This is a genomic window from Streptomyces spiralis (assembly GCF_014654675.1).
GTDB lineage: Bacteria > Actinomycetota > Actinomycetes > Streptomycetales > Streptomycetaceae > Streptomyces > Streptomyces spiralis.
Genome location: NZ_BNBC01000040.1, coordinates 43,417 through 63,425, shown reverse-complemented (window position 1 = coordinate 63,425; position 20,009 = coordinate 43,417). Strand labels below are relative to the sequence as shown.

Genomic DNA, 20,009 nt, shown 5'->3' with positions numbered 1-20,009 from the left:
GGCCTTCAGCGTGTCGGCCAATTTATCGGCCAATGCACGGCTGGAGTTGCGGTCTGGCCGAACTCGCTCAGCCCGGCGGCCGGGGTGCTCGCATCGTTCGCGACCTTCAGCGTCGCCTTCGCCGCCCGCTCGCTCGGCGGCATCGTCTTCGGGCATTTCGGTGACCGGGTCGGCGGCATGAAGATGCTCGTCATCTCATTGGTGATGATGGGTCTCGGCACGGTCGTCATCGGCCTGCTGCCCACATACCACCAGATCGGCGTCGGTGCGCCGGCCCTCCTCGTCGTGGCGCGCTTCGTCCAGGGTCTCGCGGTGGGCGGCGAGTGGGGCGGCGCGGTCCTCATGGCCGTGGAGCACGCTCCCCCGCAGCGACGCGCGTTCTACGGCAGTTGGCCGCAGGCCGGTGTGCCGGCCGGCCTGGTGCTGTAGGCCGGTGTGCCGGCCGGCCTGGTGCTGTAGGCCGGTGCCTTCTTCGCCGTGGAGAAGTTCCCCGCGGAGCCCTCACCACCTGGGGCTGGCGGCTGCCGTTCCTCGCCAGCATCGTGCTGGTGATGCTGGGCCTGTACATCCTGCTCCAGGTGGTCGAGTCCCCGGACTTCCAGGAAGTGCGCGCCCACCGGGCCACGTCTTCCTTCCCGTTCGTCGACGCACTGCGCCATGCCAAGAAGCCGCTGGTGATCGGCATCCTGACGCAGGCCGCGACGAACATCCCGTTCTACGTGGTCTCCATGTTCGTTCTCCCGTACGGCCCCAAGGAAGTCGGTGTCTCCACCGAGACGTTCCTGCTGTGCCTGATCGCCGCCTGCGTTCTGGACATCTTCACCGTGCCCGCCGTCGCGATCCTGTCTGACAGGTTCGGCAAGCGGAACACCCTGCTCGTCGGCTCCGTCTACATGGCCGCGATGGCCTTCCTGTTCTTCTGGCTCGTCGACAGCGGATCCCCCTGGCTCATCCTGGTCGCGATGATCCTCATGATGGCCGTCGGGCACGCGCTCACCTACAGCGCGGTGTCCAGTTTCCTGGCCGAACTGTTCGAGGCCCGTTTCCGCTGCACAGGCGCCTCCGTGGCGTACCAGGTCGGCGGCATGATCACGAGTGGTCCGGCGCCCTTCGTCGCGGCCGCCCTCTTCGCCGGAACAGGAGGCTCCTGGTCGATCTCCGCCTACATCGTGATCGCCTCCGCGATCACGTTCACCGCCCTGCTCACCGTCTCTGCGGGCGCACTGCCGGGTGGCGCCGAAGAAGCGCGGGTGAGTTCGTCCGCAGGACGTCCGGACACCGCGGGAGTCGAGCCGCGTCCGGGCAGGCCGTGAAACCTGGTTTCGGGGCCCTGCCGATGCAAGGGCAGGGCCCCGATGCCAGGACAGGAGCGAACGGCTCGTTGATCAAGCGCCGGGACGCCGGGCGCCGGCCTGCTCGGCGGCCTTCCACACCCGGTCGCGGACACCGCGCCGGTCGATCCGCCGCCCCTTGAACCAGACGGAGTCGATCCTGCGCGTGTGCGTCATGTCCTGCAGCGGATCCGCGTCCAGGACGATGAAGTCGGCCCGCTTGCCCGCCTCCAGCGTGCCGCGGTCGGTGAGCCCGAGCAGGGCCGCGGAGCGCTGCGTGGCGGTCCGGATGACCGCGAGCGGCTGCAGCCCCGCCGCTGCGAGGGCTTCCAGCTCGCGATGCTCGGCGAAGCCCGGGAACTGGGTCAGCAGACCGGTGTCCGCGGAGAAGACGACCCGCACCCCCGCATCGACGAAGGTCCGCAGCGTGCTCTCCATCCGCTGGTAGGCGTCCACCGTGTCGAACAGCGGCTGGGGCGAGTTGTTCCGGATCCGGGCGCGCAGGTCCGCGATCGCCTCGGCGGGCACCAGTTCGGCCAGGGCCGGGTCGTCGAGCCAGCCGTCGCCGTCGGGCCGCTGAATGCTCATCGAGGTGAAGACCGCGACGTCGCGGGAGGTGAGAAGCTCGATGAGCTCCTCGTCAGGGGCGGGAGTCCGCGGCAGGTGGGCCAGGATGTCCGCGCCCGCGCGGATCGCCTCCTTGGCGTCGTCGACCGTGTAGATGTGAGCGGCGGCCTTCAGTCCGTGCGTGTGCGCCTCGTCGACGATCGCCCGGTACACATCCGGGTGCAGCCGCGCCTTGCTGCCGTGCCGGTCGTCGAGCCAGAACTTGACGGCGTCGACGTTCTTCGCGGCCAGCGCGCGCACATGTCGGCGGGCGTCCTCCGGGCTCGTCGCCTCATGGACCGCGTCGACGGCGAAGAACGGACCGCCGTTGTCGGAGCCCGGCGTGGGGGCGACGATGCCGGACCCGGCGGAGTAGAGGACAGCGAGGTCCTCGTCGCCGAGCTCGCCCCTGCGCTGAAGGTCGCGTACGCGGATCTCCGTGTCGTCCCGGTCGGTGCCCAGGGACTGGAACACGCTCACACCGTAGTAGGCGAGACGGCGCAGGTGGTCGATGATGTTGTCGGCGGAGAAGTTCACGGCGTCTGCTCCCGCGCCCTTCCAGTAGCCGATGTGCCCGTGCGGATTGACGAGGGCCGGCATGACGGTCTTCCCGTGCAGGGACACCGTCCGCCACGCGGGATCGGGGATGACGGCGTCCCGGGGGCCGATCTCCTCGATCAGGCCCTCCCGGACGACGACTGCGCAGTCGTCGATGACACGCTCGCCGTCGCCCACGATCACCCGTGCGCCCTCGAAGAGGACGGCACCGGTTTGTTCCTGCTCGCAGGACGCCCGGTCCGCGGAGTCTTCTGACATGACGCTCATGGCGCTTCCATTCGTTTCGGGATGCGAGCGGGCGGGCTACGACGACGCCGGGGCCGCGGCGTAGCGGGCACTGCGCTGTTCGAACCGGTCGTAGCCCATGAGCCCCTCGAAGGCGCGTTGGTCCGTCACGAGCTCCTTGACCGCGGCGACGTCGTTGCGGGTCCGCAGCCTGTCGAGCACCTCGGTCACGTTCTTCGTCGCGGCACCGATCAGCGTGTACCAGAGCAGGATGACGTCGGCGCCCGCCCGGCCGTAGTCCTCGATGGTGTGCGCGGGAACGTCGGAGCCGGGGACGTCGAGCAGGTCACCGGCGACCATGACGGGAACGGCGAGGCGCTTGCGGGCCCGGGCGAGGGCGTCGGCGGGGAGTGCCGGCGCGAAGACCATGTCGGCTCCCGCGGCGATGTAGGTCTCCAGCCTGTCGATGCACTCGTCGGCGTCGTGGTTGACCCATGCCGCGTCGGAGCGTGCGATGACCAGGAAGTCTGGGTCGGTGCGGGCGTCGACGGCGGCGCGGATCTTCTGTGCCATCCGGTGCGGGGACAGCAGTCCGGCCGGTGTGGCGGTGTGCTTGCCGCCGAGGTTGTCCTCGATGTGGACACCGCAGACGCCGGTGGCTTCGAAGGCCTGAATCGTGCGCCAGATGTTGGGGGCGTCGTAGAACCCGTTCTCCGCGTCGGCGAGGACGGGTACGGACGTGGCTTCGACGATGCGACGGGTCTGGTCCACCATGTCGTTCAGGGTGAGCAGTCCGACGTCCGGCATCCCGAATCCCGAGGCGGCAGCGGCGAAGCTCCCTGTGTACGTGGCGTCGAATCCCGCGCGCTCGGCGAGTTGCGCGCTGAGGGCGTCGTAGGCGCCGGGCAGGATCAGTGGCTGGTCAGCGGCGAGGAGGGCCTTCAGGGCCTTCCTGCGCGCAGCGTGCGTGTGGGACACGATGGTTCTTTCCGAGAGGTTGCGGGAAGGCACGCGCGGCCGTGCCGTCGTCAGACGAGGAAGTCCCGGTACCGGCTGAGCCGTTTCCGAGCGGTCTGCATGTTGTGGCGCTTGAGCTGCTCGGCGCCCTCCGCGTCGCCGCGCACGAGCGCGTCGATCACCATGCGGTGTTCGGCGAGGCTCTCCTGCATACGTCCGGGTGTCATCAGGATGCGCCGGCGGAGCAGATGTGACTGGTCGCGTACGCCGGCCAGCATCTCGGCGAGGAACGCCTGGTCGGCCAGTTCGATGACGGTGTCGCGGTAGCGATCGATCGCGGCGAGGAACACGTCGATGTCGCCGTTCTCGGCGGCCTCGTCCAGGCGCCCGCCCTCGGCGAACAGCTCCTGGAGTTCGGCCCAGTCGCGCGGCGTGGACCTCTCCGCGGCGAGCCGTGCCGCCAGACCTTCCAGGAGCTCGAGAACGTCGTAGATCTCCTGCAAACGGTCGTAGTCGGGGCGGGCCACCACCACGCCGGCGTTGGGAACACGCTCGACGAGTTTGCGGGACTCCAGGGCCTGCAGCGCCGACCTGACCGCGAACCGCGTGGTGCCCAGTTCCTCGGCGATCTGCACCTCCGGCAGTCGATCACCCGGGGCCAGGTCTCCACGCAGGATCCGCTCACGCAGCTCGGACTCGACGTTGTGACGCTTCACGGCAGAACCCCATTCCTCCTGCGTGGTACGGCCACGCTTCATCGACGCTAGGACCGCGCCGACGTGATTGTCAACCGCGATGGCGACAATCTACGGATAGATTGGCGACAATCAAACCACAGATTGTCGCCAATCTCTGATCCCGGCGGCCGGTGGCTCGACCGCGCATGGAGGGAGCGGTGTGGGAGCATCCCTTCCGGGCCTTCCCGACACTGCGCCGACGGGGACCAAGCCGCGCAAGGCCCGGCGGGCAGCCGAGCGCGGGCAGCCCTGACCCCGGGTCGGGTGCCGGAGGTTCGGGGACGGTGAGAGTGGGTGCGGGGTGGTCAGCTGCCCGGGATGGTCAGCAGGTGGCGCAACGGATCCAGGCGGGTGGCGTTGCGGACGTGCCGCTTGTGCTCCGTCCGGCGGGCCTGGGCGCGGCGGTGGCTGGTGCAGAGGAGCGGAAGTCCCGGACCAGGGTGCTGTTTCGGTTCTGGATGCCAGTGGCTTGCTCGGCTGTGATCTAGGCCTCGGTGACTTCCTCGAAGATCAGCTGGGCGGCGCGCGGGGGGCAGCCGTTCAGGAGGTGTACGGCGTCCGGCCCTCCTCCTCGAGCGCGGTGATCGCGGTGGTCACGAAGTCGAGGTGTGCCGGGTTCTTGCACTGGGCTGCTGTGGCTCGCAGCCCCTCCAGGACGTGCGGGAATTCGAGGACGTACCCGCTGGATGTCACCTTCATGGAGTCCTGCGGGGAGAGCGCGTGTCGGCCGTACCGGGCGCTGCCCGGGCTGAAGCGGCCCGAAGGAGCGGGACGGGTGGTCACCGCTCCCTCCGGGCCGCTGGCCCGACCATGCCTGGAGGCGGGCCGGGTCAGCCAGAGCAAGCGTCAGCACCCCGGGGCCCGAGCGACCGAAGTGCGACAGGGCGAGCCCAGGGTGGTGCGGGGGTCAGCGGTACTTGCATCATGGCCGAAGTCAACGTGGTCCCCCCTCGGTTGTGCGGCTGCTCCTGCGGCTCAACGAGTCAGCCTGCATTTCAGACACATGTGTTTCGGTCGTGTTGATGGCCCTGGGATTGAGGCGTGCCGGAGCTCGGGGGTTGTATCGATCCTTGCGGTGCAAGGGCCGGGGGCTGGAGGGTGGTGGCCGAAACGTGGGGGACACGGGAGTCCAGCGCATGGAGGAACGCGGTGGGAGTCCCGGTGCCTTCGGCCGGCGACACCGCCCGGGTGGCGCGGAACACGGTCTCGGAGGACATCGCCCGCACTGGTGCACAGCCCGGGCCGCGTGCCGACGTCGCCGAGCGCGCCTCGGGCAGACGCCGCAGGCAACGGGTGCTCCGTGAGGGCGATGTCGACGGTGGGATGTGGTGGGCCGGTGAGGCCCAGGGCCTGATCGGCAGCGTGGAGAGCTGCGAAACGGTGGTCCGCACGATCGTGGCGCACGCCGAGAGCATCATCCGTGGGCGCCTTCATCGGCAGCTTGCCCCGGCAGTCGGCGTAGCCCCGGACGCGGCGGGCTGACCGGTTCGGACCGCGCCCAGGCGCGCACGATCGAGTTCGGATCGATCGCGAGCCGGGGTGCGTGCGGCCGGGCGGGGCCCCGACGGGACCCCACCCGGTTCATCACCGCAGGTATGTCAGCGCAGTCCGAAGGCCCGGGTGATCGTCTGGGAGACGGCGTTCCCGGCGCTGTCCCGGGCGGTGACCCGGAGGGTGGCGAAGTCCGCCGTCTTCGGCGCGCTCAAGTTGGTCCGCCATCCGTCTGCGGCGCGGGTCAGGTCGCTCGGGTGCCAGCTCTTGCCGTCGTCGTAGGAGACCTCCACAGAGGGCATCTCGATGGCGGCGGTGGTGCCGGGCAGGTGCGAGGCCGTCACCGTCAGGGCGGCGTGGCGCCCGGCTCGGCCGGCTGTGTCGGTGTCCACACCGTAGTCGAGTTGGATCAGCGGCAGGGACTCGGTCGATTCGCTCCGTGTGGCCGCGGAGGTGAAGTCCCACTCGGTGAGGGTGTGCGTCGAGTAGGGATCGGCCCAGGTTCCCCGGTCGTTGTCGACGACCAGCCGGTAGGGGAGCCGCTCCGGAGCGAGCGCGGGGACCGGCAGCCACTCGGCATTGCCCCAGTCGAGCTGCTGGTCGCCCTGGTAGAGCGCCATCCAGTCCTCGACGTGGAAGTTGGCGCCGGCTTCGCCCACGTGTCCGGCCCCGGAGTCGCCCCACCCGGGTGCGGTGATGTACATGGTGTCGAGGTAGCGCACCGGCTGGTAGCCCAGCGGTCCCATCCGGGGCCGCTGGATCGGCCCGAACCAGTTGACCTTGCCAGCCTTCCGCGCCAGGTAGTGGAGGACGTCGATGGAGTGCTGCCCGGTCTCACCTGCGATGAAGGCGTCGTCCAGCCATGCGGCGCCGGAGGTGACCCAGTCGGTCCGTTCGCCCTGGGCGGGTGCGGTGAGCTGGTTGCCGACGGCCCAGCCCCGCCAGACGTCGGGACGGAACTCCATCGCCTTGCCCGGCCGGTAGTTGCGGAACGAGACGTCCACCCGGCCGAGGTCCTTGGGCTCCTCACGCCAGGTCGGGTTCGCCGGGACCGCGCCGGACCAGTGGTGCACCACGTCGTAGAGGTAGTCGGTGGTGGGGTGGGAGGTGATCTTCAGCTTGACCGCTCCGTGCCGGAGCGAGCCGATCAGGTCCGCACCCTGGTCGGTGTCGAGGGTCGCCACTGTCAGCGGGGCCGGGCTCTCGGGGCTCCAGGGAGTCTCGTCCCAGGGCTGCAGTCGGCCGATGCCCTTGTTGACGACCAGGAGCAGCCGGGCGCCCGCGGCCGCCGCGGCCTCTGCCTGTTGCATGATTTGGGCCGGGTCGCTGCTCTGAACCACCACGGCCTTGCCGCGAACGTCCATGCCGTCCAGCTCCTGTGCCGTGCCCTCGCCGGCGTAGAGCGCTGTGAGCGTCCGGGTGCCGGCCGGCAGGGGCTCGGCCGCCCGCTTGACCAATGGGTCGGCATAGTTCTTCGATGTTGTGCCCACGGTCAGTGCCGGTTCCTCGAGGCGGAAGCGGGCCCCGAACTCGAACTCGCCGGTGGTGACCTTCTTGCCGGTGGGCAGTGCCCAGATGCTGTCGTAGGTCTCGTTGGGGAGCATGGACGACTCGACCAGGCTGTCGGTGAACGACCGATGGACGTCCAGGCGCGGTGCGACAGCGGTGGTCTGCTTCGGTACGCGTGCCAGGATCCGGCGGGCCTTGCGACCGTCCAGGGTGACGGTGCGGTCCTGGTCCAGCCGCACGTCGTTGAAGGCGAGCAGCGCCATGCCCAGAGAGCGCGGCCCGTTGGCGCCCTGCACGTCGGCGGTGAGCCATCCGCTGTAGTCACCGACCGGCAGCCGCATCGTGCCGGTGCCGGATGTGTCGAGGTCCATGATCGTGAAGAGGTGCTCAGCGGTGAGGATGACCCTGCCGGACAGCGGTCGGCCCGACCGGTCCTTGGCGACGACGGTCAGATTCTGCCGCTGACCTTCTCTGGCGGCGCCGATCAGGGTTCGGGCCCGGACCGCACCGGCGCCGTCCGTACCGGTGACCATGGCGCTGACGGGCTGGTCGGCCGGCAGATGGTCCAGGTGCGCGGTCAGGTCGACCGAGACCGTGCCGTGCGCGGGAACGGAGATCCGGTCCTCGGAGAGCGTGAACAACCCTGCCGGGACGGTGCCGTCGATCGCCAGGACCAGGTCGGCCGGGGTGTCACCGACGTTCGTGTACGTCACCTTCTGGACGTCCGTCTCTCCCGGCTTCGGGGGCCAGGTGTGGAAGCCGGAGTAGGCGTCGGCGGTGGCGAAGACCGAGGCGTGCGCCGCCGCGAGCGCGTCCAGCCGACCGGCGCCCGCCTGGTACGGCGTGTACGACGGGGTGGCCTTTGCACTGCTGATCAGTGCCTCCTTCAGCCGCGAGCCGGTCCAGTCGGGGTGCTCGGAGGCCAGCAGCGCGGCGGCTCCGGCGACGTGCGGCGTGGCCATCGAAGTGCCGCTCATCGTCGTGTAGTAACCGGAGCCCCGCTTGTAGTGTGAGCGCGCCGCGACGATGTCGACGCCGGGTGCGGTGAGTTCGGGCTTCAGCCCTGCGTCACCGTCACGCGGGCCCTGGCTGGAGAAGTCGGCCAACTGGTCCTTGGCATCCACGGCGCCGACGGTCAGCGCGGCGTCCGCGGTGCCGGGGCTGCTGATGGAGTGGGGACCGCCGTTGCCCGCCGCGACGACGAACAGCGCACCGGTGTCGTGGCTGAGCTGGTCGACGGTCTGGCTCATCGGGTCGGTGGCGTCGCCGCCCCCGCCCAGACTCATGCTGATGATCCTGGCGTGTTGGTCTCGGGCGGCCCACTCCATGCCTGCGATGATCCAGGACTCCTGGCCGCTGCCATCGGAGTCCAGCACCTTGCCGATGGCCAGCCGGGCACCGGAGGCGACGCCTCGCTCCTTGCCGTCGGAGGCGCTGCCGGTGCCCGCGATCGTTGAGGCCACGTGGGTGCCGTGGCCGTTGTAGTCGGTGACGTCTTCCTCACGCGGGACGAAACTGGCGCTGGTGTCGATCTGCCCGGCCAGGTCAGGGTGTTCGGCGTCAACCCCGCTGTCGAGCACCGCGACCTTCACGCCCTTGCCCGTGATCCCCTCCGCCCAGACCTGCTGCGCGCCGATCTGGGCGGTGGAGTCGGCCAGGTCGGCCTTCACCTTGGCGTCGAGCCAGACCTTCGCGATGCCCCCCAGGAAGGCCGGCTTCGCCGAGCGGGCCGCTGCGCCGGAATCGCCAGTGAGCGCGGACCAGAACGCTGGGGCCCGTGTGCGCGTCTGCGCGAGGGCAGCACCCTGGATGCTGTCCAATCGGCGGACGAGGTCTGAACCGGCCACCTTCGGCTGGGTCCGGGACCTGGCGGCAGCATCGGTGTACTTGACGATGAGCGGCAGCCGGGAGGCGTGTGCGTCGTCGTAGCCGTCGGCGATCAGCTCGGTCACGTTGAACAACTGCTTGTCCAGTTTTCCGGCGCCGACGTAGGGCAGGACGGCGTCCGGATACACATAGGTGGCGCCGTCGATGACGGCGCGGTGGAAGCCCGGGGTGGCGCCGTTCGCCGGTTCGAAGGACCGGACGACGGCGCCGTCGGCCGTGGTACCGATGGTCACCTTGTCACCGGTGATCAGCGTGACGGTGTGTACGTCGCCGCCAGGTGAGCGCTGTGCCGCTTCGGCGGGCACGGGCGTGACGGGGTGCGCGGGCGGGGCGGCCGTGGCTGGCAGGACCCCCAGCGACAGGGCGGCGACCACGCCGAGGGCCAGCAACCCCCGTCTGAAAATGGGCTTTTCGAACAAGGAAAACCTCAAGGGAATCGAAGAACGGTGGACGGCTTGGAGCATGGGGGGCACCTTCGGTTTCCAGCAACGGATGTCGCTGGCGCACCTGTGCCATGGCGCAACTGCGCTACCTTCGGCCTTGGTTCATGACAAGAACGCGGGCGGTCGGCATGGTCGGCTCACAGCGTGCGTCGAGACGGCAGACGACGGTGACCGGAGCCCAGTGCCGCGGTGGGGATGACACCGGGGGCGGCTTGGGTGCCTCACCTGAGGCGGACTGGATCGCAACGTTGCTCCGCACCGCTCACGCCGCCGCAGGCGCCGGCGACGATGTTCCCCCGGCAACGGCCCCGCCGATGTCGAGGGGTGACGCCCTCTTCGGGGGTCGTACGGTCAGCCGGAGGGGACGACAGCCGCAGACTCTCGGCTCACAGCCATCCGCGGCGTGCGGCCTGCCAGGCGAGTTGCATGCGTGTCGCCGCGCCGGCGCGCTCCATCATGCTCTGGATCCGGCGCTGGACAGTCCGGCGGCTCAGCCCCATCTGCGAGGCGATCGCCTTGTCGGCGACTCCGGCCACCAGCAGGGCCAGGAGTTTGCGGTCGGTGGGGGAGAGCACATCGGGCTGCCCGACTGCGTCCGTCCCTTCGATGGCGCCGGCGTCGTCGACGTTCAGGGGGACGGCGTCCTCCCAGTAGCGCTCGAACAGAGCCATCAGGGCCGCGAGCAGATTGCTGTCCCTGACCAGTGCGGTGGTCGGCTCCTCGGGGCTGCCGTGCGGCCCACCGGCCACGAGGGGGAAGATGGCGACGGAGCGGTCGGCGATCGCCAGGCGCAGCGGCAGGTTCGGCGCGGCCCGGGCGACCTCGCCGGCCCGTACGCCCGCCACCACGTTGTCCATGGCTCCTTCGTCGTCGAAGAACGCCTTCTCGTACAGCACCCGATAGCGCACGCCCCGGGCCAGCGCCTCGAACTCCTCGGCATTGCTGCCTGACGGCATGGCCACGTACTGGGCCTTGCAGAACCAGAGCATTTCGGTCTGCGCGCTGGTCTGGATTTGCCTCAGGTGCTGGCGCAGGGCTTCCGCCCCGGTGATGACCTCGAGCAACTGGCCGGCGTCGTGCCTGCGAATCGTGTCCCGGTAGGACTCGACCAGACGGGCGGCCTCGATCCGGGCCAGCTCCAGAGCGTCGGCGCTGCGCTTGAGCCGGGGCAGCAGCGCCACGTCCGGGGGCGTGGCTCGGAACGCCCGGGGAGTGCCGTCCGTATGACTTGCCAGGCCCTTGGAGGCCAGCGAGTCGAGGACACGCACGGCGTCCGCGTCGGACAGACCGGCACGCTGGGCCAGGTCCGCCGGGGTGGCCCGGCCGTACGCGACGAGCAGCCGGTAGAGGGACTCCTCCTCGTCGGAGACGCCGGCGACCTCCAGCACCACTGACGTCCTCCCGGGGTCGTGCGCTTCGACGGTTGAATACCGTACTACATGGGAGGCGTGGAGCAAGGGGGGCGCACGTCGGAACACGCGCCCCCCCGGAGGGCTCACCTACCGCTGCAGGGCGTAGGCGCGCTGCACCGTCTGGCGGACCGTGTTCCCGGCGGCGTCGCGAGCCGTGACGCGCAGGGTCACCCAGGCGCCGACGGCAGCCTTCGAGGGCCCGTCGACCCTGGCCTGGAAGGCGTTGTGGCCGCGGTCGGTCACCTTGGCCGTGCTCCAGGTGCGGCCGTCGTCGTAGGAGGCCTCGACCTGAACGGTCACTCCGCTCGGGGCGGGCAGCCCGTCCTGGACGCGGACCCGGACGCCGATGACGTGTGTGTGACCGGCATGCAGCACGTTGTGCGCGTCGAGCGGCACCGCGTAGTCCAGTTGGAGTAGAGACAACGGCGTGGCCGTGTCCGTCCGGGCCGACCGGAAGGACCACGAGGTGGTGGTGGCGACGGCGTCCTTCCAGTCCGGCGAGTTCCGCGACGTGGTCAGGTCCAGCCGGTACTGAGCGGCATCGGCGGGCACTGCCATGTCCGTCCAGGCACTGTCCGAGTCGGTGAGCTCGCGGCCGTCACGGTAGAGCACGGCGCTCGTGGCGTCGCCGGCCCGGTCGGCGCTCGACGCGCCGACACCGCCGCCGTCGCCTGCCTCGGCCCGCGACCAGTGTCCGGACTGCGAGTCCGTGAACTCGGGGATCCTCAGCCTCAGCACGTTGCCCACGCGCACCGTCGGAGTGGTGGTGCCGATCGGGATGGACGGCCGTACGACGGCGCCCTGCCAGGTCTCGGCGGGCTGCGCCCCGGGCCGGTACGCCCGGGGGACGTCGCGCATGCCGACGGCGAGTGGCATGTCGACGTCGAACGTCGTAGTGCGGTGCACCAGGTGCTGCCACGTGGTGTCCCCGGCACTGATGTACTCGGTCCGGGTGAAGCCGGTAGGAACGAACCGGGTGTACTGCAGCCAGGCCGTGTTCTGGTACGGTCGCCAGCCGAAGCGCTGTTCGCTCGCCCAGCCGCTACCGCCGTTGTCCGCGTACGTGCTCCGCACCACCGCGCTGTCGCGCTCGGAGACGGTGTACACGACGTGTTCGGGAATCTGCTGCGCGGACACCTGCATCACGTCGTACAGGTACGGGCTGCGGGCGGTGCCCGAGAACGTGACCGAGGTGGAGCGGTGCGCGATCCGCGCCAGGAGATCGGCACCCGCGCGGGAGCCGATACGCACCGTCGGTACGGCCCAGCGCTCGCCCTGCGGGTCCCACCGAGTCCATCCGATGTCGCTGAAGTGGACGAGCATGACGGCACGAACACCGGCCGAGGCCGCCCGCGCGACGAGGTCCTTCTCGTACGCGCCGGTCGGGTCCTTCACAACCGCCACCCGGCCGCGTGCGTGGCTGAAGTCGGCGGTGGCGGCGTCACCGGCGTCCACCGCGGTCAGGGTCGCCCCGTGGTCTGAGAAGAGCGGCGAGGCGGGCATGTAGTAGGCGTTCAGGTCGAGGCCGCTGCCCGCCACCTTCGCCCGCAGGAGCGGAGCGACGAGCTGCCAGCGGGAGGCGAACTCGAAGGCGCCGTCGGTGACGCGCGCCGTGGGGCTGACGTACAGACGCTTGGCGCTGTCGAAGTACATGGTGCCCTGGGTCAGGCTGTGGCCGTCGATCTCCCGGTACGTCTGATAGCTGAGGACGCCTCGCTGTTCCGCGGGCCGAGGCGTGCGGATGTCGACCGGCACCGTCTTGCGGGCGTCCACGGTGACGGTCATGTCCCTGGTGACCTTCACCTCGGGCAGCACCACATCGCGCAGTTCCTGACCGTCGCCCACCGTGTCCAGCCAGGTGTTGTCCACCTGGTAGGTGCCCTCCTCGACCTCGGCGACGGCGGGTTCGGTGCTCGTGTAGTCCACGAATCCGTCGGGTCCCCAGATGGTCGGCAGAGCCGGGACGCGCGTGCCGGTCCTGTCGTACGTCTCCACGGTGATTCGGTGGACGGGCCCGTGCACCACGAGACTGAGCGTGGTGTGCACGGTGGTCTTCCCGTCGGCGGATGTCGCGGTCACATAACCGTAGAACTTGCCCTTCCCCGCACGAGCCGGGTCGACGGTCAGCGGGACCTCGGTCGTCGCTCCGGCCGGCACGCGCACCGAGTCGGAACCGAGCCGTACCGCGCCGTCGGCAGGAGCGCGGCCACCGGTGGTGGTCAGCTTGACACCGAGTGAGAGGGTGAGGTCCTCGTCGGAGGTGTTCGTGTATCGCAGCCGGGACGTGGCCGGGGCAGCGGCGCTGGTCGAGAACGGGCCCAGGGCGAGGCTACCGGTGGCAGTGACCGTCCCCAGGGCCGCGGCGCGCACGTCGATCCGGCCGCCGCCCTCTTCCGTGGCCTGCTGGCCGGGGACGGTGTGGGCCGTGCTGATCAGCGCGTCCTTCAACTGCGCGCCGGTCCAGTCGGGGTGACGCTGGGCGAGCAGGGCTGCGGCGCCGGCCACGTGCGGGGTAGCCATGGAGGTGCCGGAGGCGGCGACATAGTGCTCGTCCACCGGATCGCCCATGGTGGTCCCCGCGGCGCGGGCCGCCACGATGCCGACACCGGGCGCGGTCACATCCGGTTTAGCCGCGTCGTCCCCGAGGCGCGGCCCGCGGCTGGAGAACGGGGCGAGCGAGTCGTCGCGGTCGACGGCGCCGACGGTGAGGGCGTCATCGGCCGCACCGGGCGAGCCGACGGTGGTCGCCCCCTGTTCCCCGCTGTTGCCGGCGGCCACGACGAACAGGGTGCCGGTGCTCCGGCTGAGGTCGTTCAGCGCCTGGCTCATGGGATCGGTGCCGTCGGTGGCCTCCTCGGAACCGAGGCTCATGTTGACGACCTTGGCACCCTGCGACGCGGCCCACTCCATACCGGCGATCACCTGCGACTCGCTGCCGTAGCCGTCGTCGCCGAGGACCTTGCCCACCAGCAACTGCGCGGCCGGCGCGACGCCTTTGTACCTGCCACCGGACGCGGCACCGCTGCCACCGACGATGGAGGCGACATGGGTACCGTGCCCGAAGACGTCCCCGGTACCGGAACTGCCGGAGAAGTCCTTCGCCTCGGCGACCCGCCCGGCCAGATCAGGATGCGTCTGATCCACACCGGTGTCGAGGACGGCGACCTTGACGCCGTCGCCCCGGTAACCGGCCTGCCACACGTCCGGGGCACCGATCTGAGCCGTGCTGCGGTCCAGGGCGGCGCCCACCCGGCCGTCCAGCCAGACCCGGGGTGTGGCCGCGACCTCGGACGCCCTCAACTTTTCGGCGTCGGGAACGAGTTGACGCCAAAAGCGGCCGAGGTCGGAATTGGTCACGCGCATCGCCTGTGCGTCGATGCTGTCGAGCTTGCGGACGGGTGCGTCGCCCGCTGCGAGGGCGGTCAGGCCGCGCATGGCCGAAGCCGCCACCTTCGCGGGGCCCGCCACGATGAGGGGGAGCGTGTCGGTGTGAGCCTTGTCGTACCCCTGCGCTACGAGCGCGGTCACGTCGAAGAGTTGCCGGTCGAGGCGGCCCGCGGCCACCAGGGGTCCCGCGTCCGAGGGGAGCACCGTCAGGTGCCCGTCCTCCTCCAGCGTCCGGAAGACGATGCCCCGCCGGCCGGTCCCCGGGGTGACGGAGGCTGTCTGCCGGCCTCCCGGAGCCTTGGTGACGGTCACACTGTCACCCGTGATCAACTGCACTGTCGCCGTGCCGCCGGCCGGCGCGTTCGCCACGGCGCCCTCGCGCAGGCCGCTGGCGCCCGCGGAGAAGGGTGCCATGGCACCGGCAGCCAGCGCGAAGCCCGCTGATATCGCCGCCGCAAGGCGGATCCGTCTCATCAGTGTCGTGCCTTCCCTCGTCCGCGATGTGGTGTTCACACGCTGGACAGAATCAGCTGGCACCGGACGGGGTGTCATTCGATTCGGCTGGCACGGATGGGACATGTCGCAACAGCGACACCAAGCAGCGCCGATCGGAGGGACGCGCGCACCAACGGCGCCCCCTGCCCCTCGGCTTCCATGCCGGCTCGCTCCCGGCCCGGGTGCTTCGGCCCTCTCCCGTGGCCTCGCTGATCTCCCAGGCCCGCGGGCCTTCGTGAACGTGCTCGAACACGCGGTGACTCGGGGGAACAGCGGGGGCCACTTGACCCGTTTCCTCACGCCACTGCCACGGCGGAACGTCCCTCTCGCGCGCCCGGCCCGAACTCGTCCTGTCCACCAATGCAGGACGCTCATGCAGATATAGGAGCCTGGGGGCTTTTGGCGAGCCGGACGATCGTGGGCGGATCGGCGTCAGGGTGGTCGCCGTGTGCTGCGGCCGACGCGGGAGCTGTCGAGCCTGCAGGATCGACGACGTCAACCTCTTCAACAGCAAACTCCAGGAGTGGGAGGACTACTACAACTACCATCGCCCCCACGGCGCCCTCGCCGGCCAGACCCCTGCGAACGCCTACGACAGAAAGCTCAAGACCCACTGAGGTCTTCTCTGCAACCTGATGGTTGCAGTGCGTGACGGCCCGCTGGACAGCGACACGTTGACCCGGCGTCAGGCATGAGTGAAGCTCTTGGTAGGAGCAGGTCGGCGAAGATCACGTTCCCGAGCATCAGAGGCTTCATGCGTTGACCAATGTCACCAACGCCGCGGTGCTCAATGCCCGTTGGGAGACCGCCGAGCACGTCGCGAGCAGTGGCGCCTGCCCCACATCTCCGTCGGGGAGCTCGTCGGTCCGAGCGTCTCACCATTACGGAGGCTGGGGAGCTCGCGCATGCTTATCCGTCGCCGGTGTCCCCGCCGACCAAGAACGAACGTCACTCCCTGCAGCTCATGAACGCTGCGACCTGGGGAGGTCGCGACAGTCGAATACAGAAACTCGCCGGTATCAACTCCCGGCCCCACTTACACTCCCCGGATGGACAACGTGCGGTGCACCCAATGCGGTCAGGTCGGGCTTGAGCAGGGCTTTGTCAGTGACAGTGGCCAAGGGGCCCGCGGGTACGCGCGATGGTTCGGAAGCCTCCTTGAGCGGGGCATGATGGGCATAGCCAAGACGCGGGGCCTGCCGCAATGGCAGATCGATGCCTTTCGCTGCCCGAACTGCGCGCACCTGGAACTGTTCGCCGCTCAGCGATTGGATCTTCGTGGGTAACGTCTCGTGACGTTTCGTGATCTTCGTTCAGGCTGTGCGGCCGTGCTCGAGCTGGAGTAGGACGAGGGCGGCTCGGGCGATACGGGTGATGGCTGCGGGGTCGAGGCTGACCCTGCGCAGGGCCTTGAAAGTCACCTTCAGCAGGGCGTTGGCACGTTCGGTGACCGCATGGACGCCCCGGAACACGGCGTTGAACGCCTGCTCGGGCTCGGCGAGTTCACCGCCCTTGGGCTTCTTGACCGGGTGGCGGAAGCCGGGCCCGGCGTTCTCGTAGCCGAGGTCGGTCAGGGTGGGGACGCCCAGGGTGGCGGCGAGCCGGTTCAGGGCGTCGACCAGGCCGTGGGCCCGTGCGCAGGTGGTGTCGTGCTCACGGCCCGGGCGGACGGGGGAAACCGAGAGGCCAGCCGTCCGGGGCTGCGGTGACCTGCACGTTTCCTCCGTGGTGCTTGTGCTTGCCGGACCACCACAGGTCCGCGCCGTTGGGGCCGGCCGCGGCCACGCGGTCGGTGCGGATGACCGTGCCGTCCAGGTTGAGGTGGGTGTACCCGGCCGCCACCGCCCGCTCCAGCGCGGTGGACAGATCGGGCGCGTGGTCGGCGAGCACCGTCAGCCCTTCGTGCAGGTAGCGGTAGGCGGTCGGGACCGAGATGCCGTTGTCCCGGGCTAGCTGGACCAGCCGGGTACCGTCGACGAACCAGCGCAGCACGAGCACCGCCTGCTTGAAGACGCCCAGCGCGCGGGTGCCCTTGCGGGTCCCGAGCTGCTCGCGGTGCCCGCGCAGCAGCCTCGCGAGACTCGGCGGTCGCCCTGCGGACATCGAGCACGGCGGTGAAGGTGATGCTGGACGCCACGTGGAGCCTCTGGTTGTACGGAACGTGATCTTCGCAGACCCGTTCCTACCAGGGGTTCCAGTCATGTCTGACACCAAGTCGCCATCCCGCCGCTCGGCTTGATCACACACCGCAGCCGTCACGTTGCCGAGAAGACTTCACTGTGTTCGGCACGCGGTCCACAGCGGCCTGCGGCACGGTTGCGAGCGTCTCGGCGGCGTACGCCGCGGTGTCCAGACAGGACTGGACCCGGTGGCGCAGTCCCTGGTGTCCCCAGGCCCGCAGCCGACGCCAAAGGAGCAGCACGGCCAGGCCGGACCGCGAGCAGCCCCACGTCCGGTCGGTTGCCCCCACGTACTCTGCGCCCACTTCCCCACCGCCGACGAGGTCGCGGCGGGCAAGGAAAACCCCGCAGGGCACGGGTGCGCCGATCACCTTGTGGCCGGACATCGAGAGGGAGTCGGCTCCGTCGGCGATCGACCACGACAGTTCCGAAGGGGCGTGCGCGGCGATCACTCCGCCCATGGCAGCCTCCACGTGCACGTGGACCTCACCTCCCGGCGGCTGCATGACGACGCGGGGTCGCCACGTCGTCGTAGGCGCCGCGGAAGGTAGTGCCGCAGGTCGCCATCAGGATGGCGCCGGGGCGGCGTCTGCCGACGAGCCCCCCTCGTGCCCAGGGGAACGTAGTCGCGGACTGCGATCCGCAGCCGCAGCTCGTCTGGGTCCATGGACCCGTCCGGACGGGACGGCACGGACACCACCCGCATGCCGAGCCGGCGAGCGGCCTTGCGGACGCCGTAGTGGGCCTGGTCGGACGCGTACACCGCGGCGTGCGGCAGCCGCTCGCGTGCCAGCTCCAGGCCTCGCTCGATTCCTTCCAGGCCGCCGGTGGTGACGTAGCCATAGACCTCGTCGACCGTGGTACCTGCCGTCGCCGCCATGAACTGGATCACAGCGAGCTCATGCGCCTTGGCGGAAACTCCGCTCGCATCCCGGCTCCCGGGATCGCCCACGTTGTTCGCGAGGACGTCGAGCAACGGAGCCAGGTCCTGGTCGCGAAAGTCCAGGGCCTCGGGATAGCCAAGGACCATGGGCTGCTCCTGCTGCAGGTCGCTCGCCCATCGCAGCAGGTCCTTCAGGTCGGCGTCCGCGTCCACCGGTTCCTGGCCTATGGCCAGTACCGGGTCGACGTCCAGCACACCGGGCGTCAATTCGGGTGCGCCGGAGGATGACGAGTTGCTGAGCGTCTGGCCCATTGTCATGCCGACATCACCGTCGCCCTGGCGGCTGCCGTGCCCAGGGCGGTCGCTTGTGTGGAGACCCCCCAGGACAGACGGCGGGCGAGGTCTACGGCATCCTCCTGGTAGTGGAAGGTGGCCAGTCCGAGCCTGGCGGTGGCGCAGTTCCGCGACGGCCGGTGCGACGGCGCGCGGCCGGCGATTCCGTGCGATGGTTTTGGGATGGGCTCTCGTCGCCCCCCACGGATGTAGCTCTCATGGCGCCACACAAGCACCGGGAATCCACCGTCAGCGGGCGGCAGCCCGTCACATCCCAGCCGTTGGATCGCTGTCTCGCGGTGTGCTCCCGTAGAACGGGAGCACACCTTGAGCGCGTCAGTGAAAGTCGGACACGGGGCTGATCCCAGGGCTTCTTCGTGTCGGGCCATCCGTGCCGTGTCCCGGTCACCCGGCATAGGTGGCTGCGCGATTGATCCGTCCCGCGTAGCTGAGAGCGCGCGCGCTCGGATGCAGCAGGACCCGCGTCGGTGAGAGGTACCCCGAGGCCACGGCCCACAGCGCTCGGTGCTACGGATCTGTGGGCAGGGCACTGGCGCCGCTGGCCAGGTGCAGGTCGTCAACTGCGCGAGGTCATATCAAGGTGCTCGGCCAACCGAACGAGCAACGCGCGGTGCTTGGAGAAGTCGCCCTCAATCCGGCTCAGTCGTGCGGCAAGCCGCGTCCCCTGCAACACCGTGGCGATGCCCCCTCCTCGTCGGAGACTCCGGCGTCCGTGGCGGCCAGTTCCGTCAGTACCTCGATGGCCCGCCACACTGCATCGACGCCTCCAGCGTGGCTGAGCACATACGACAGGACGTCACGGACGAGTTCACCGGCCCAGCGCGGTGCGGTCTCGTTGAAGGGGTGCCATCCCTGAGCGTCCGCGTAGCGGTGGCCGTTGGTGATGTGCGCGTAGTGCGCGAGCATCGTCAACCCGCGCTCGGCCTCGGTCGCTTTGTAGAAGGACGGGTTGGACAGTTCGCTGGTGATGGGGAAGAGGCCGGATCCAGGGTGCATGGCGATCTCCTGAGGTTGGCGCAAGTCACGAACTCGCCCGTTCGCGGCGCGCTGAAACCAGTGAGGGGCGGCGCGGGCCGGAAGAGTGGAGGGTGGTCTCGGCCGGACGAGCCGATCGGGCATGGGACACGGCTGCGGCAGCGGACGTATGTATGACCGTCGTGGCCGGTCACCGGGCATGCCCCGGCTGGAGGGCCTCAGCGCAGTGGATGCAGGGACTGCGGACAAAGGCAACGGTCAAGTCGGGTGGGACGCGTGTGGCCCCTCCGATCAGCAGGAAACAGGCGCTCAACTATTGCGGGCGGCAGTCTTGGCAACGAAAGGCAGTGAACGGCGACGCGGTGAGGTGTGCTGCATGCTTGCCTGCGCCCGGCAATAAGCACCGCGACCAGCTCGCCAGTTGATGCTTGTGCTTTCGGGAAAGGAGCAACACATGTCTTTGTTCCGTACTATCACTGGGAAACAGCTTGCAGTAGTAACTGCAACAGCACCCATGCACCACCTCAAATGGCACGTGCGTTCGGATTCGCATACATCCGTGGCTTGCAGCAAACAGGC

14 protein-coding genes and 1 pseudogene are annotated in these 20,009 nt (G+C 69.6%); 4 read left to right on the top strand and 11 right to left on the bottom strand.

Features of this window, described 5'->3' with window-relative positions; all coding sequences use genetic code 11:
• Positions 1 to 84 precede the first annotated feature (84 nt).
• Both IE318_RS46190 and IE318_RS32505 read left to right on the top strand, forming a co-directional pair.
• Positions 85 to 429: an MFS transporter gene (locus IE318_RS46190; RefSeq protein WP_268256765.1), complete on the top strand. Its 345-nt coding sequence runs from the start codon at positions 85 to 87 to the stop codon at positions 427 to 429.
• Positions 324 to 1,313 carry an MFS transporter gene (locus IE318_RS32505; RefSeq protein WP_268256764.1) on the top strand — a complete coding sequence of 330 codons (990 nt, stop codon included), beginning with the start codon at positions 324 to 326 and terminating at the stop codon, positions 1,311 to 1,313. The genes IE318_RS46190 and IE318_RS32505 overlap by 106 nt, the downstream gene beginning before the upstream one ends.
• A 72-nt stretch (positions 1,314 to 1,385) precedes the next feature.
• On the opposite strand, the gene IE318_RS32500 is transcribed toward IE318_RS32505, so the two are convergent.
• The 4 genes from IE318_RS32500 to IE318_RS45460 form a co-directional block, all read right to left on the bottom strand.
• Positions 1,386 to 2,762, bottom strand: a complete 1,377-nt coding sequence (locus IE318_RS32500; RefSeq protein ID WP_229903899.1) for an amidohydrolase family protein — start codon at positions 2,760 to 2,762, stop codon at positions 1,386 to 1,388.
• 36 nt (positions 2,763 to 2,798) lie between these two features.
• Positions 2,799 to 3,698, bottom strand: a complete 900-nt coding sequence (locus IE318_RS32495) for an isocitrate lyase/PEP mutase family protein (RefSeq protein WP_229903898.1) — start codon at positions 3,696 to 3,698, stop codon at positions 2,799 to 2,801.
• 50 nt (positions 3,699 to 3,748) lie between these two features.
• A complete protein-coding gene (locus IE318_RS32490; RefSeq protein WP_189906095.1) occupies positions 3,749 to 4,393 on the bottom strand; it encodes a GntR family transcriptional regulator in 645 nt (214 codons plus the stop codon).
• 561 nt (positions 4,394 to 4,954) lie between these two features.
• The gene (locus tag IE318_RS45460; RefSeq protein WP_229903897.1) at positions 4,955 to 5,197 is read right to left on the bottom strand and encodes a hypothetical protein; all 243 of its coding nucleotides are present in this window, start codon (positions 5,195 to 5,197) and stop codon (positions 4,955 to 4,957) included.
• Positions 5,198 to 5,563: 366 nt separating this feature from the next.
• Between IE318_RS45460 and IE318_RS32480 the strand changes: the two genes are divergently transcribed.
• On the top strand, positions 5,564 to 5,896 hold the full coding sequence (locus tag IE318_RS32480; RefSeq protein ID WP_229903896.1) for a nitronate monooxygenase family protein: 333 nt from the start codon (positions 5,564 to 5,566) through the stop codon (positions 5,894 to 5,896).
• 116 nt (positions 5,897 to 6,012) lie between these two features.
• On the opposite strand, the gene IE318_RS32475 is transcribed toward IE318_RS32480, so the two are convergent.
• The 3 genes from IE318_RS32475 to IE318_RS32465 form a co-directional block, all read right to left on the bottom strand.
• Positions 6,013 to 9,720, bottom strand: coding sequence for a S8 family peptidase (locus tag IE318_RS32475; RefSeq protein ID WP_229903895.1), 3,708 nt, complete (start codon positions 9,718 to 9,720; stop codon positions 6,013 to 6,015).
• Positions 9,721 to 10,130: 410 nt separating this feature from the next.
• Positions 10,131 to 11,135, bottom strand: coding sequence for a helix-turn-helix transcriptional regulator (locus IE318_RS32470; protein ID WP_189906092.1), 1,005 nt, complete (start codon positions 11,133 to 11,135; stop codon positions 10,131 to 10,133).
• Between the two features lie 108 nt (positions 11,136 to 11,243).
• Positions 11,244 to 15,017 (bottom strand): S8 family peptidase, encoded by a 3,774-nt coding sequence (locus tag IE318_RS32465; RefSeq protein WP_189906090.1) that lies wholly within the window; start codon positions 15,015 to 15,017, stop codon positions 11,244 to 11,246.
• Positions 15,018 to 15,484: 467 nt separating this feature from the next.
• Here IE318_RS32465 and IE318_RS32460 point away from each other — a divergent pair, with 467 nt between their 5' ends.
• The gene (locus IE318_RS32460) at positions 15,485 to 15,655 is read left to right on the top strand and encodes an integrase core domain-containing protein (protein WP_229903894.1); all 171 of its coding nucleotides are present in this window, start codon (positions 15,485 to 15,487) and stop codon (positions 15,653 to 15,655) included.
• A gap of 696 nt (positions 15,656 to 16,351) precedes the next feature.
• On the opposite strand, the pseudogene IE318_RS32455 reads toward IE318_RS32460, so the two are convergent.
• The 4 genes and pseudogenes from IE318_RS32455 to IE318_RS32440 all read right to left on the bottom strand — a co-directional run bounded on the left by IE318_RS32455 (position 16,352) and on the right by IE318_RS32440 (position 19,451).
• Positions 16,352 to 17,175, bottom strand: a pseudogene (locus IE318_RS32455) (HARBI1 family protein).
• A gap of 102 nt (positions 17,176 to 17,277) precedes the next feature.
• A complete protein-coding gene (locus IE318_RS32450) occupies positions 17,278 to 17,679 on the bottom strand; it encodes a pyridoxal-dependent decarboxylase (RefSeq protein ID WP_189906088.1) in 402 nt (133 codons plus the stop codon).
• Positions 17,667 to 18,419, bottom strand: coding sequence for a PLP-dependent aminotransferase family protein (locus IE318_RS32445; protein WP_189906086.1), 753 nt, complete (start codon positions 18,417 to 18,419; stop codon positions 17,667 to 17,669). Before IE318_RS32445 ends, IE318_RS32450 begins: the two co-directional genes overlap by 13 nt.
• Positions 18,420 to 19,094: 675 nt before the next feature.
• Complete coding sequence (locus tag IE318_RS32440) at positions 19,095 to 19,451, bottom strand: hypothetical protein (RefSeq protein ID WP_189906084.1); 357 nt, start codon at positions 19,449 to 19,451, stop codon at positions 19,095 to 19,097.
• Positions 19,452 to 20,009 lie beyond the last annotated feature (558 nt).

Excerpts from the sequence above, each read along its gene's own strand:
- IE318_RS32465 (WP_189906090.1), bottom strand. The coding sequence starts at position 15,017 with ATGAGACGGATCCGCCTTGCGGCGGCGATATCAGCGGGCTTCGCGCTG.
- IE318_RS32445 (WP_189906086.1), bottom strand. The coding sequence starts at position 18,419 with ATGACAATGGGCCAGACGCTCAGCAACTCGTCATCCTCCGGCGCACCC.
- IE318_RS32500 (WP_229903899.1), bottom strand. The coding sequence starts at position 2,762 with ATGAGCGTCATGTCAGAAGACTCCGCGGACCGGGCGTCCTGCGAGCAG.
- IE318_RS32450 (WP_189906088.1), bottom strand. The coding sequence starts at position 17,679 with ATGGGCGGAGTGATCGCCGCGCACGCCCCTTCGGAACTGTCGTGGTCG.
- IE318_RS32440 (WP_189906084.1), bottom strand. The coding sequence starts at position 19,451 with ATGCACCCTGGATCCGGCCTCTTCCCCATCACCAGCGAACTGTCCAAC.